We start from the raw sequence: 14,070 nt of genomic DNA, 5'->3' as shown, positions 1-14,070 counted from the left end.
AGAAACAAAAAAAATAACCACCCATATAAGAGTAGTTATTTAACCAACTGTTAAGAATCTGATTTATAGGACTGTTGATTTTGAATGGAGCCTTCTTTATTAAATACAGTGAGTGAGGTGCCTTTGTTTTCGGCAATTTCTTTCGCTCGTTCAATCGCCTCATCTTTATTTTTATAAACATTACTTGGTTTTTTAGCGTGCGTTGATTGTACTGCCCAACCATCTTCATGTGGGACTACTTGTTCTCCCTCTTCAAGTCTTTCCGGGTTATTTTCATACTCTTTATCCTCTTCTGAACGCTGGGTCGGCTTTCCTTTTTTCTCATAATCTTTTACATCCTTCTTATCATGGTTTTTTCTCCATTCCTTTGCCTGTTCAATCGCAATAGGAATAGCCCGGCCTTCATCGTAACCTTCGTCTATCATTGAGTTCGCAATATCTATTGCCTTCTTCTTTATTGCATCATCTAAATTTTTCATGGAAGATGGGTAGTCATTCATTGTCCAAGGCATAAGCGTTCCTCCTTTAGATATGTCTTCTTTTATTCACTGCATACCCTATTTAGAAAAAAAGAAACAGTTAAGGGATATCCCTTAACTGTTTTCCTCCAATAAAGATCTTCCCATTATTGTAACTCTTTGAGTATTCTTTAATTCATCTAAGGTCTTAACACCAATACCAAACATAGTCATCATAAGTTCTAGTTCAATCTGCTGCATTTTTCGTTCCACTAGTTCTGTGGATTCGGTGGCAGCCTGCAATAATTGGCGTGCATAGCCTACTACATCTGCTCCAATCGTAATCGCCTTTGCTGCGTCGACACCTGTCTTCATTCCTCCACTTGCCACAAGCGGGATATCCGGAAGTTTGCTTTTTACTGATACCAAGCAGTCTTTGGTCGGCAATCCCCAGTCATTAAACGCTTCCGCAGCTGCCTTTTTCAAAGGATCCTGTGAACGAAGTTTTTCAACCTGGCTCCAGGAGGTCCCCCCTGCACCAGCCACATCAATATATGCAATACCAGCATTGTAGAGTTTTTCAGCAACAAAGCCATCGATCCCGAAACCAACTTCCTTGGCTCCTATTGGCACATCTACTGTCTTACAAATTTTTTCAATTTTCGGTAGCAAATCTTCAAAGTTTAAATCTCCGCCATCCTGTACTGCTTCCTGTAAGCTATTAAAATGAAGCACAAGAGAATCCGCTCCTGTCATATCCACAATGCGTTGAGCCTCTTCTGCTCCGTAACCGTAATTTAGCTGAACAGCACCGAGGTTAGCAATAAGTGGAACAGTAGGTGCTTGTTTGCGAATTTGAAAAGACTCTTTGTGTGCATCACTTTCCAAAAGTGCTCTTGTAGAACCTAGTGCCACTGCCCAACCTCTTTTTTCCGCCGCCATTGCCAAATTCTGATTGATTGTTGCCGCAAGTTCTGACCCACCCGTCATGGAGCTTACCAGGAAAGGTGCTTGTATCGACTTATTAAGAAAGCTCGTGCTCAAGCATATGTCATCAAAATTAATTTCCGGTAATGCATTATGTATAAATGAAATTCCTTCCAGTCCTGTTGATTTGTCAACACCTTCTACATTCTCCGTCAAACAAAGACGTATGTGTTCCGTTTTGCGCTTATTAATTCCTTCCTCCATCTTAAAAGCCTCCTCTGTTAAAATGTATATTTTATATCTGTAGCTTTATTTGTTTAAAATTCGGGAACAAAGTAATCAAGTAAACATCGATATATATTTACCATCATCATACCAATAAATTAAAGAAATGTAACGGGATAGGTATTATATGAAGTACCAGCTATCAGACAGATTAGCATCTCTAAAAGAAGAGAAACATCTGGCAACATATTTTTTTACTGTCAAAATAACAAAAAATGACTTAAAATAGCTGATAAATCAACTAACAACTAACTAAAGGAGGGAAATTATGAAAGAGCGTGCCAAAGCTTTTGCTATAAAAGCACATGAAGGACAAGTACGGAAAAACTCAAACGCTGCATATGTTACCCATCCAATTCGAGTAGCTGAACGTTTAGAAAAGGAAGGATTTAGTGATGAGCTGGTTAGTGCTGCTTATTTGCATGACGTAGTAGAAGACACGCCTTATGTAATTGAAGATATTGAAAGGGAATTCGGACCCCATGTCGCTCGATTCGTTGCTGCACATACGGAGGATAAATCCAAGTCTTGGAAGGAACGTAAGCAGCACACAATAAATACCATACTACATGCAGATAGAGACATAAAATGTTTAATTATTGCTGACAAGCTTGATAATATTCTCGGTTTAGAAGAAGATCTGGAAGTGTTGGGAAATAAAGTTTGGGAGAACTTTAATGCAGGAATGGAAGATCAAAAATGGTATAACTCTTCCATAGCTGCGGCAATGCATCATGGTTTAAGCGAAGAAGAAATACCTTCCTATTTTAATGAATATGAACAAGCTGTCAAGCGTGTGTTTGATTGATCAGAAATAGAAACGACATCCCTTCCTAAGTGGAAGGGATGTCGTTTATCTTCTATTTTTATATTTATGTCGTTGTTCCTTACTTATTTGCTTCCAGCGATTTTTCTCGTCGAGCATCGACTTTTTATTCTGCTTTCTCTTTTCGTAGGCTAGTTCACGCTGCAATTTCCTATAGCTCTCCAAGCGTTCTGTTGACAACTCTCCAAACTCCACCGCCTCTTTTATACGGCAGCCAGGCTCGGTTTCATGACTGCAATCCACAAAACGACATTCTGCTTCCAGGGATTCGATGTCTTGAAAAGCTGACTCCAACATTGCTTCACCTTCCCATAGTTGCAGTTCTCTCATACCTGGGGTATCAATAAGAAAAGCTCCATTAGGCAAGAAAAACATCTCTCGGTGGGTTGTTGTATGTCGACCTTTACTATCTGCTTCCCTAATTGATTTTGTTTCTTGCACCACATCATTCATTAACCTGTTTACTAACGTTGACTTTCCCACCCCTGAAGAACCAAGCAATGCACCTGTTTTCCTTAACGGAAGGTAGTCGAGCAGTTCAGAGATTCCTTCTCCGGTTAGACTACTAATAACAAGAATTGGAATGCCAAAAGCTATTCCTTCTACTAGAGCTACGTTTTCTTTAACCTCTTCTTCTGTGCATTCATCTTTCTTCGTTAATAGGATCACTGGAGATGCTCCACTATCATATGCCGACAAAATATATCGCTCCATACGTCGCAAATTCAGGTCTTGATTCAACGAATTTACAATAAATACGGTGTCTATATTTGCCCCGACTACTTGGGCCTCCGTTTTGCTTCCTGCTGCATGACGAATAAACTGACTTTTCCTTGGGAGGATCTCTAGAATTACTGCTTTCTGCTCCTGCGGTAATTTCTCGACAACAACCCAGTCACCTACAGCCGGGAAGTCAATTGGTTGACTTGCATCCTTTCGAAATTTCCCACTAATATGGGCCAAAAAGTCACCTTCACCATCAGTTACTCGATACCTATTCTTCTGCACAGTAATTACACGTGCTATCTTTTCCTCATCATAATTATGTGATGGGGAATTCCAACCTAACTTTTCTATTTTTTCCAAATGGTTTTTCCTCCTTGATGTGTGGAGGAAAGTCTAGAGCTCCGACAGTTCCTCCATTTTAGCCGATGTTTTGCCATTAATTATGCATACATTTATATTTAAAATCATAAAACATCACTCCTTTCAAATGGGTGAACTAAACTAGTCATAGTTTACTATAATTAAACTTGATTATCCATAATTTTTAGATATTTATATTTAAATTAAAAGCTATTTCTTGTGTATTCTTTTCAAAAACTTATGTGTGATCATATAAAAAGAAACAGTCCGTCAATCGGACTGTTTCTTTAAAAATACACTTTACTGTAATGATTATTTTAATTACCGTACGTTCATTTCACTTGGTTCCGGGCCTTTGCGCTCGTTACGGTTTAATTCTTTCAATTTATTCATTTCCTCTGTACTTAACTCAAAGTCGAATACATTAAAATTTTCTTCAATTCGTGATGGAGTCACTGATTTAGGGATAACAATGTTTTCATACTGTAAATGCCAGCGAATAATTACCTGTGCAGCTGTTTTCTTATGCTTCTCTGCAATCTGTTTTACAGTAGCATTTTCTAACACTTCTCCCCCCTGCATTAGCGGGCTCCATGCTTCCAAGTAGATATTATGCTTTGCACAAAATTCTTTTAACTCTGGTTGCTGAAGATATGGATGACATTCCACTTGGTTAACTGCTGGTGTTACCTCACACTCATCCAATAATCGTTGTAAGTGTTCGATATTAAAATTACATACTCCGATGGCTTTTGCGCGACCATCATTATATATTTTTTCCAATGCTTTATAAGTTTCTACATAATCATCAAATTCAGGTGTTGGCCAATGAATAAGGTATAAATCAACATAGTCAATCCCTAACCTTTCAAGGCTTGCATCAAATGCTTGGAGTGTTTTTTCATATCCTTGATCACTATTCCAAACCTTTGTAGTAATGAAAAGATCTTCACGAGCCACATTTGAATTGGCCAGCGCTTTCCCTACACCTTCTTCATTCTCATATACTTTCGCTGTATCAATGGAACGATAACCAACCTCAATTGCTTTTTCAACTGCTTTTGTTACCTCATCATTTGGTACCTGCCAGACTCCAAAACCAAGTTGCGGCATCTGCAGATTATTATTTAATGTGATATATTCCATGATCAAGCTCCCTTTCCACATCTAATTTGAATTATAGTTTACCATACCCAAAAGAGAATGTTTACTAACAGGCTTTACTAGATGAGAACTCTCCTATCTATTCTGCTTATTTAAGATTATTCGTCTGATAAATTTGCTCTATTTTTTCGAGACCTCTAAGTGACCAATATTTTCATTTTTCTATATTGTAAGACAGACTTTTCCATAGGATCAAGTTATAATGAAATCAAGTAACTTAACAGGAGGAAGATTATGTCTAAACCAACTTTTAACATTTTGGAATCCACAATAACTGAAATCCAATATGCTATACAACAAGAGAGCTTAACTTCAAAAGAACTTACCCTGCTTTACATGGAACAAATAGCAAATTTTAATCATGCAGGACCAAATATTAATGCCGTTCTGGAAATTAACCCTGAAGCATTGCACATTGCTGAAGCACTCGATATGGAGCGAAAACAAAAAGGAGTCAGGAGTCCGCTACATGGAATCCCGATCTTACTTAAAGATAATATCGACACAGGCGATAAAATGCATACTACTGCTGGTTCCATTGCATTATCTAATCATTACGCGAAAGAGGATGCCTTTTTGGTAAAGAAGCTTCGGGAGGCAGGCGTTGTAATTCTAGGAAAAACCAATCTTACAGAATGGGCTAATTTTATGACTGAAGATATGCCGAATGGATATAGTTCACATGGTGGCCAAGTATTAAATCCTTATGGACCAGGTAAAATCGATGTAGGTGGATCCAGTTCAGGCTCAGGGGCTGCTATTGCTGCTAATTTTGCATTAGGTGCTATTGGTACAGAGACTAGTGGCTCGATACTTAGTCCTGCGAGCCTGAATTCCATTGTTGGTATTAAGCCTACGGTAGGCCTTATTAGCAGAACTGGTATTATTCCTATCTCTAATAGCCAGGATACTGCGGGCCCTATGACTCGTACAGTGGAGGATGCCGCATTACTACTTGGTGCTATCATGGGAACAGATGCGGCAGATCCTTCTATAGGGATGGCGGAAGGACAAACTACTAATTATACTTCCTTCTTAAATTTGGATGGTTTGGCAAATAAAAGGATTGGGTTGCCAATCAACTATTTCAATAAAATGGATAAGGAAGAAAAGCAATTATGTCAGCATGCCATTCATGTCATGAAGGATTTAGGAGCAATTATTATTGAAGTGGAAGAATTACCTCTGGAGCTGCCGGAATCTACAGTAATGTTTCACGAGTTTAAGAATGGAGTTAATGCTTATTTAGCAAGAAGTTCATCCGTCTCCTCAGTAAGCTCTCTTACAGATATCATCCACTATAATCAAGTTCATAAAAAAGAAGCTTTAAAGTATGGGCAAACTGTCTTGCTTGAAGCTGATATGAAAAGTGGTTTAATGACAGAAAAAGAGTATTTACAGCACAGAATAAATGATATCCGACTATGTCAAAAAGAAGGGATAGATAAAGTGCTGGAAAGTAACCAACTGGATGCATTATTATTTATGAATACAGATGGTTGCCAAATCGCTGCAAAGGCAGGATACCCTTCTATTACGGTTCCGGCTGGTTACACAACAAAAGGGAAGCCTTCTGGTATTACGTTTACAGGTACGGCTTTTAGTGAAGCAAATTTAATTCAACTTGCTTATGCCTATGAACAAGCTACACTTCACCGAAGAACTCCACACCTGGAAGCAGAATAGACGGAGAACATTCAAAAAAAGATATTTACCTTCTCATGATAGGCTGGCTATTTTATAAAAAGTGGCAAGCCTATTCCATTTTTTAATATTTACCTATCATTCCAGATAATTTCTCCACATTGCTCCTGATGGTCAATTTTCACATCAAAATGATGTTTACTGTAAAAATGCTTTAAACGATCGACATGATCAAAATCCCTCTCCACAATATCACCGGTTATATATTGGAAATTATCTTCCCGAGCAACTTCTTTCAAATGATGCATTAAAACAGAACCATAGCCCTTATTTTCTTCTCCCTTAATATCCGCTATATGAAGCGTACTACCTTCTCTGTATTCCACTTGAATTGCTGAATCCCATTTCCCTCGAAATGGCTTGGTGCAGTCATGAAGCATAAGCTGACACACTTCTTCGTCTCTATCTGCATAAATGACAACCCATTGTTCATCACGTGCTTGATCGATACTAATCACTTCAGACTTTTTAGCAATTTCTTTTATATTATTTTGCATTCGAAACAGCTGGATTTCCAATGTATCCAACTCTTCCTTTAATTCCTCTTTATTCTTTTCCTTTTCTAAAAAAGCAGTATAAACCATATATAATCACCTAACTACATATAACTATTTTTTCGCATACAGTTTGCTATTCTACAAGAAACACCAACCATCATGCAAGTGTTTGAAAATTCTATTTCTAAAAATTATAAATAGTACTTAATACTTAGACAATAATGACCGATAATAAATAAAAAGATCTATTAACGGGGGATAATTATGAAGAAAAAAGGAAAGAACAAGCCAATTAGACAAAAGGGTCGACCAAAGAGAAGAGAAACTCTTTTCAAATGGCAGAATATCAGGATAGGCTATAAATATGGTATTATTTTTGTTCTTATCGCCTGTCTGTTTATTACTGCGGGAGTCATAGTATATTTACAATTAAACCAGGGACAGAAAGATATGAAAGCAATAAATAATCAGAGCAGCCGTGTTAATGAAATGGCTCAATTAGCATCCATTATTCAAGGAAAAGATGTGCAAATTGCAGATTATCTTCTCACGGAAGACTACAAATATGTAAATACATATAAAGAATACGAAGAACAATTTAATGATCTTATTAATGGCCTGAAGCCAACGATGAAAACAGAAAAACAAAAGCAGTTGCTTAATGGGATTGTGGAAAATGACCAGAGCATGAACGAGAGTTTTTATAATGAAATGGTTGCTTCTGTACAAAGTGGACAGGAAACAATGGCAAATTCTCTAAGAGCCTATTCTACTAAATTACGAACACAAACAATTGAAGATGTAAACAATTTGATGCAAATCGTTAAAGAGGAACAGGTTCAATCAGTACAATCAGCTAATGAACGAATGAATAGCAGTATTGTTATATTGGCCCTATCTAACCTTGCAGCCATCATTATAGGTACTATTTTAGTTATCATTATCAGCAGGAGAATTTCTGGTAACTTACATACAGTTGTAAATACAACGTTTGAGGTAGCAAAAGGTAATCTTCGCGTACCATCAGTTAACTATCAAGGAAGAGATGAAATTGGAAAACTGGCGGAAGCAGTAAATCATATGAAAGATAATATAAGCAGTATTTTGCTTAACGTTAATAGTGCAGCAGAGGATGTACTTTCAAAAAGCAGTTCACTAACTCATGCTGCTAATGAAGTTAAACACGGCAATGAACAGGTTGCTATAACGATGGAAGAGCTCTCTAACGGAGCAGAAACACAAGCAAATAGTGCCTCAGAACTTTCTGGAAGCATGCATGGCTTTGTTCAAAAAGTCCTCCATTCTGAGAAGGGCGGGCAAGAGATCGCATTGAGCTCAACAAACGTTCTGGAGCTAACTAATAAAGGAACAACTCTCATGCATCAGTCTGTCAGCCAAATGAAACAAATTGATCGCATTGTATCTGATGCAGTCCAAAAAGTGCAAGGATTGGATAAGCAATCAAATGAAATTTCTAAACTTGTACTCGTTATTAAAAGCATTGCTGACCAAACAAATCTACTTTCATTAAATGCTGCCATTGAAGCAGCACGGGCTGGAGAACATGGTAGAGGGTTTGCTGTAGTTGCTGATGAAGTAAGGAAGCTTTCAGAACAAGTCACTTCTTCAGTTAGCGAAATTACTGCTATTGTTCAAAATATCCAATCAGAAACAGATGTAGTAGTCGACTCATTAAATAAAGGCTATGCAGAAGTAAAGGAAGGAACCAGTCAAATTAAAAAAACTGGGGAAAGCTTTGAAGATATTAATTCTTCTGTTTCCAATATGGCAAATAAAATAAATTTAATTTCTAACAACTTAAAAGAAATCGCCAACAATAGCTCAGATATGAATAATTTAATAGAAGAGATTGCATCTGTATCAGAGGAATCAGCTGCCGGAGTAGAACAAGCTGCCGCTTCAGCACAGCAAACGTCCAGTTCCATGGAGGAAGTATCTCACAGTGCAGATGAATTGGCAGAACTGGCAAATCAGTTATATGAACAAATAAAAACATTTAAATTGTAAAAGCAGTAATCTAGTACATCCAATTAAATTACGTTATTTCATAAAAGGTCGAGCATTATTCGAATTAATAAACCTATAAGTCGAACATGTTCGACTTTTTTTCTTTCTTTATATTTATTTGTTTGTGCTAAAAGCATAGATTACAATCACGACTAACATTATAAAAAAAATGTACAAACCTTTTTGGCATATGATATATTTATTGTAAACCATAAATAAAATAGGTTAACAATAAAGGTGGGAACTGGAATGAATAATACCAAATGGACATCATTGAACTTAACTTTTGGGGCTTTATTTGTAGCTTTAACAGCTATCGGAGCAAACATAACATCCATTGCTCCATTTCTTGTTGTTGGCGGAGTACCTATCACACTCCAAACATTTTTTGCAGTTTTGGCAGGCTTAGTTTTAGGTAGCAGACTGGGGGCATTTTCCATGCTTGTATACATGGTCCTCGGATTAGCAGGCGCTCCTGTTTTCGCCCATTTTAAAGGAGGAATTTCAACTATCCTATCACCTACCTTCGGATTTATTCTATCGTTCATTTTAGTTGCTTACATTGCCGGCAAAATTATTGAGCAAAAACGCTCTTATAAAATGTACATCGTATCTGGTTTGATAGGTATGACAATTAATTATATTTTGGGTACCAATTGGATGTATGCAGCTTACCTGTTTTGGTTTGAAGCACCGGCAGATCTTACCTACTCAATGGTATGGATGTGGATGATTGCGCCTTTGCCAAAGGATATAATTATCTCTATTCTAGCCGGAATGTTCGCCTTTCGCTTAAGTAAACAGGGGATTACAAGTAATAAGTTTATAAGTAATAGAAGAATTGTCTAACAGTACATACAGGAGGGGTTAAATTGGGTTGGAATGAATTAGCGAGCTCGGTGCTGATGGGGAATAAAATTACCGAACAAGAAGCAATGAACATATTGAATTGTCCTGACATAGAAATATTAGCACTGTTGAATGCTGCTTATACGATTAGACATCATTATTACGGAAATAAAGTAAAGCTTAATATGATCATTAATACAAAATCAGGTTTCTGCTCGGAGAACTGTGGTTACTGCTCTCAGTCGAGAGATTCTAGTGCTCCTATCCAAAAGTATCGAATGATGGACAAAGATTCCATCATTGAAGGAGCAGAAAGAGCGCATAAATTAAATTCAGGGACATATTGCATTGTGGCAAGCGGACGAGGGCCTACTACAAGAGAGCTAAATGAAGTGACTAGCGCAGTATTAGAAATTAAAAACAAGTATAATTTGACGGTCTGTGCATGTTTGGGAATCTTAAAGCCTGGACAAGCCAAGCAATTAAAAGATGCTGGTGTAGACCGTTACAACCATAACATTAATACATCCGAAAACCATCACGAACAAATAACTACCAGCCACACATATCAAGACAGAGTGAATACAGTAAATGAGGCAAAACGTGTTGGGATCTCCCCATGCTCAGGTGTTATTGTCGGTATGAAAGAAAGTAAGTTAGATGTAATTCAGATGGCAAACGCTTTAAGAGAGTTAGATGCCGATTCCATCCCTGTCAATTTTCTTCATGCCATCGATGGAACAGCTTTAGAGGGAACAGATGAACTTACTCCATTATATTGCTTAAAGGTTCTTGCATTATTTCGTTTTATTAACCCGAGTAAAGAAATCCGCATCTCCGGCGGCCGAGAAGTAAACCTACGGAGCCTTCAGCCTTTTGGTTTATTCGCTGCCAATTCGATATTCATTGGAGACTACTTAACTACAGATGGACAGGAAGGGACCAAGGACCATCAAATGTTAATAGATCTAGGTTTTGAAGTAGATTATGAGACAAGTGAAATGCCCATCTAGCGAAGAATAATTATCTATTTTGGTAAAGGAATAGCCGCTTCGGGTGAAGCTGCTATTCCTTTTGATATAGAAAACAATCTGCAGTATGGTCATTTACCATACCCGTTGCCTGCATAAATGCATAGCAGATTGTCGGACCAACGAATTTAAAACCTCTTTTCTTTAGATCCTTGCTCATTCGTTCTGATTCTTCTGTATAAGCAGGCACATCTTCATGCTTTTGCCAATTATTTTTTATTGGCTCTCCCCCAACGAAGCTCCATATATATTTATCAAAACTGCCGAACTCCATCTGTACCTCTAAAAAGGCTTTTGCATTCTCAATAAAAGCTCGCACTTTAAGTTTGTTGCGTATAATTCCTTTATCTTGCAGCAGTCTTTCTACCTTCTCTTCCGAAAAACGACTTACCTTTTCCGGATCAAAATAAGCAAAAGCTTGCCGGTAATTTTCCCTTCGGCGCAAGATAGTAATCCAGCTTAAACCAGCTTGGGCCCCTTCTAAACAAAGCATCTCAAATAATTCCCGTTCATCATGTGTGGGCCTTCCCCACTCTTCATCATGATATCGAATATATAAAGGGTCCTCTGTCACCCATTTACATCTATTCATTGTCATTTTACTCATCCTTCGTCTCCACAGGATTTTCTTCATAAGAAATCCAGTCACTAAAGCTTCCCGGATACAGTTTTACATTGCTGTAGCCTGCTGACTTTAATGCTAAAATATTTGGGCATGCTGACACACCGGAACCACATGATACAATAATTTCTTTATTTTTAGGAAGGGATTTGAAATGCTCTGTCAGCTCCTCCCCTTTCTTCCAGGTTTGATTGTCTTTTATCAGTTCTTTCCAAAAGAAATTTTTAGCTCCTGGGATATGACCAGCCTTTGCATACATAGGCTCAGTCTTACCTAAATAACGTTCCTTCGCTCTTGAGTCGATTACTATCGTGTTTTCATTTGTTAATTTCTGTTTTACCGTTTCTATATTTACTTTCTCATCTTCACGTACGGAAGGAAAAAAATGCTTTTTTTGTAGCTGTGGAATTTCTGAAGTTGTTTCATTCCCCTCTTTTTTCCAACAATCATATCCACCTTCAAGTACATAAACCTTTTTGTGCCCCATATAATGGAGAAGCCACCAGAACCGTGCGGCGAACATATCATTTTCCTTGTCATAAACTACAACTGTTGTATCATGATCGATTCCAATATTACTAATCTTTGCGGCCAACATATCAATATCAGGAAGCGGATGACTACCCCCGTGTTTCTCCTTTTTTCCTGATAAATCTTTTTCCAAGTCCATATAAACTGCTCCCGGAATATGTTCTTCTAAATAAGCCTTCCTACCAGCCTGGGGATCACCTAACTGGAACCTCACATCAACAAGCACCGTATTATCCTGATTATTTTCCAAGCGACTCTTTAATCTGTTGACACTGATTAAATATGACATGTTATCCCTCCAATAATAATGGTTGTTACTTTTCTGTGCTTTTACACTTGATGAATTATTTTCGTATAACTTTCTATTTACTGTATAATTATACTAATATTCAACTAATATGAACAGGAGATGAATGGAGATGAAACAAGAATTAGTGGAACGTTTTACTACATACGTAAAAATTGATACACAATCGAATGAACAAAATGAAGCTACACCATCAACAGATGGGCAATTTATATTAGCTGATTTACTTGTTAACGAATTAAAAGAAATCGGCATGGAAGATGTCTCTGTCGATGAGCATGCTTATGTCATGGCAACATTGCCAGCCAATACAGATAAGGATATCCCCACCATCGGATTTCTTGCCCACATGGACACAGCCACTGACTTTACTGGCAGAAATGTAAATCCTCAACTTATTGAGAATTATAATGGTAAAGATATTACTCTTAATGAAGAATTAAACATTACTTTATCAACGGAGAAATTCCCTGAACTATCTGCATACAAGGGACACACATTAATTACCACAGACGGCACTACATTGCTTGGAGCAGACAATAAAGCAGGGATTACGGAAATTATGACAGCGATGGCTTATTTAATTAATCATCCGGAAATTCAGCATGGGGAAATTCGGATTGCTTTTACACCGGATGAGGAAATAGGCCGTGGACCACATAAATTTGATGTCGACCGTTTTAATGCTGAATATGCTTATACGGTGGATGGGGGACCACTAGGTGAATTGCAATATGAAAGCTTTAATGCCGCGGACGCACGCATTACTTTTACCGGGAACAGCGTTCATCCTGGCACGGCGAAAAATAAGCTGGTAAACGCTGCAAGAATAGCTGCAGCATTTATTAATAAATTCCCCGAACAAGAAACGCCAGAGCATACGGAACAACTGGAAGGATTCTACCATCTGATTTCTATGGAAGGTGATGTTGAAAGAGCAGAAGTAAATTACATTATAAGAGATTTTGATAGAGATAAATTTGCTGAAAGAAAGTCTATGGTTGAAAAGTTAGTAGATCAGATTAGAAAAGAGTATAAAGCTGTGCAAGTTGAATTAAAAATAACAGATGAATATTATAATATGCGCGAGAAGATTGAACCGGTGAAAGAAGTCGTGGACATCGCCTATCAGGCTATGGAGAATCTTAATATTAAACCTATCGTACAGCCTATCCGCGGAGGAACGGATGGATCACAGTTATCTTACATGGGATTACCTACGCCAAATATCTTTACCGGAGGAGAAAACTTCCATGGCAAATATGAGTACGTCTCCGTTGATAATATGGAAAAAGCAACTCAGGTCATCGTTGAAATCTGTGAACTCTTTGCAAAGCAAAGCGACCAATAACACAGTGGAAAAAATCACGCATTTCGCCTGAATGACAGGTTCTGTATTTTATAAAAGCGTCTCTTCGTAAGGTGTTTTTGTCACTTAGAGTGGCTCTATTAGACAGTTTCTTACTTCTTGAGGGGCTTTTGTCCATTAGAGTGGCTCTATTAGACAGTTCCCACGCTTCTTGGGCGGCTTTTGTCCATTAGAGCGGCTCTATTAGACAGTTTCCACGCTTCTTGGGCGGCTTTTGTCCATTAGAGCGACTCTATTAGACAGTTTCTTCGCTTCTTGGGCGGCTTTTGTCCATTAGAGCGGCTCTATTAGACAGTTTCCTCGCTTCTTTGGCGGCTTTTGTCCATTAGAGTGATCCTATTAGACAGTTTCCTCGCTTCTTGAGGTGCTTTTGTCCATTAGAGCGG

Annotated in this window: 13 protein-coding genes; 6 read left to right on the top strand and 7 right to left on the bottom strand. The window is 37.9% G+C overall.

Annotated elements, in window-relative coordinates; genetic code table 11:
- Positions 1–50 precede the first annotated feature (50 nt).
- Both X953_RS02400 and fni read right to left on the bottom strand, forming a co-directional pair.
- On the bottom strand, positions 51–512 hold the full coding sequence (locus X953_RS02400) for a DUF2188 domain-containing protein (protein ID WP_040954207.1): 462 nt from the start codon (positions 510–512) through the stop codon (positions 51–53).
- Positions 513–593: 81 nt separating this feature from the next.
- Positions 594–1,649: a type 2 isopentenyl-diphosphate Delta-isomerase gene (gene fni / locus X953_RS02395; protein ID WP_040954206.1), complete on the bottom strand. Its 1,056-nt coding sequence runs from the start codon at positions 1,647–1,649 to the stop codon at positions 594–596.
- A 289-nt stretch (positions 1,650–1,938) separates the two neighbouring features.
- Here fni and X953_RS02390 point away from each other — a divergent pair, with 289 nt between their 5' ends.
- Positions 1,939–2,478, top strand: a complete 540-nt coding sequence (locus X953_RS02390) for an HD domain-containing protein (protein ID WP_040954205.1) — start codon at positions 1,939–1,941, stop codon at positions 2,476–2,478.
- A gap of 45 nt (positions 2,479–2,523) precedes the next feature.
- Here X953_RS02390 and rsgA read toward each other — a convergent pair whose 3' ends face one another.
- The gene (gene rsgA, locus X953_RS02385; protein ID WP_040954204.1) at positions 2,524–3,582 is read right to left on the bottom strand and encodes a ribosome small subunit-dependent GTPase A; all 1,059 of its coding nucleotides are present in this window, start codon (positions 3,580–3,582) and stop codon (positions 2,524–2,526) included.
- 321 nt (positions 3,583–3,903) lie between these two features.
- Positions 3,904–4,728, bottom strand: a complete 825-nt coding sequence (locus X953_RS02380) for an aldo/keto reductase (protein WP_040954203.1) — start codon at positions 4,726–4,728, stop codon at positions 3,904–3,906.
- A 252-nt stretch (positions 4,729–4,980) separates the two neighbouring features.
- Between X953_RS02380 and X953_RS02375 the strand changes: the two genes are divergently transcribed.
- Positions 4,981–6,432 (top strand): amidase family protein, encoded by a 1,452-nt coding sequence (locus tag X953_RS02375; RefSeq protein WP_040954202.1) that lies wholly within the window; start codon positions 4,981–4,983, stop codon positions 6,430–6,432.
- An 89-nt stretch (positions 6,433–6,521) separates the two neighbouring features.
- Here the strand turns inward: X953_RS02375 and X953_RS02370 are convergent, their stop codons facing one another.
- A complete protein-coding gene (locus X953_RS02370; protein WP_019379125.1) occupies positions 6,522–7,034 on the bottom strand; it encodes a hypothetical protein in 513 nt (170 codons plus the stop codon).
- A gap of 177 nt (positions 7,035–7,211) precedes the next feature.
- Between X953_RS02370 and X953_RS02365 the strand changes: the two genes are divergently transcribed.
- The 3 genes from X953_RS02365 to bioB all read left to right on the top strand — a co-directional run bounded on the left by X953_RS02365 (position 7,212) and on the right by bioB (position 10,837).
- Positions 7,212–8,975 (top strand): methyl-accepting chemotaxis protein, encoded by a 1,764-nt coding sequence (locus X953_RS02365; RefSeq protein ID WP_040954201.1) that lies wholly within the window; start codon positions 7,212–7,214, stop codon positions 8,973–8,975.
- Positions 8,976–9,224: 249 nt separating this feature from the next.
- On the top strand, positions 9,225–9,824 hold the full coding sequence (locus X953_RS02360; RefSeq protein ID WP_040954200.1) for a biotin transporter BioY: 600 nt from the start codon (positions 9,225–9,227) through the stop codon (positions 9,822–9,824).
- 56 nt (positions 9,825–9,880) lie between these two features.
- Positions 9,881–10,837 (top strand): biotin synthase BioB, encoded by a 957-nt coding sequence (gene bioB, locus X953_RS02355; RefSeq protein WP_232217798.1) that lies wholly within the window; start codon positions 9,881–9,883, stop codon positions 10,835–10,837.
- Between the two features lie 52 nt (positions 10,838–10,889).
- On the opposite strand, the gene X953_RS02350 is transcribed toward bioB, so the two are convergent.
- On the bottom strand, positions 10,890–11,447 hold the full coding sequence (locus X953_RS02350; protein WP_026041512.1) for a DNA-3-methyladenine glycosylase I: 558 nt from the start codon (positions 11,445–11,447) through the stop codon (positions 10,890–10,892).
- A gap of 7 nt (positions 11,448–11,454) precedes the next feature.
- A complete protein-coding gene (locus tag X953_RS02345; RefSeq protein WP_040954199.1) occupies positions 11,455–12,297 on the bottom strand; it encodes a sulfurtransferase in 843 nt (280 codons plus the stop codon).
- A gap of 130 nt (positions 12,298–12,427) precedes the next feature.
- Between X953_RS02345 and pepT the strand changes: the two genes are divergently transcribed.
- Positions 12,428–13,666, top strand: coding sequence for a peptidase T (gene pepT / locus X953_RS02340; protein WP_040954198.1), 1,239 nt, complete (start codon positions 12,428–12,430; stop codon positions 13,664–13,666).
- Positions 13,667–14,070 lie beyond the last annotated feature (404 nt).

The organism is Virgibacillus sp. SK37 (assembly GCF_000725285.1).
Classification (GTDB): Bacteria; Bacillota; Bacilli; order Bacillales; family Amphibacillaceae; genus Virgibacillus_Q.
This window is presented reverse-complemented; position numbering and strand designations above follow the sequence as displayed.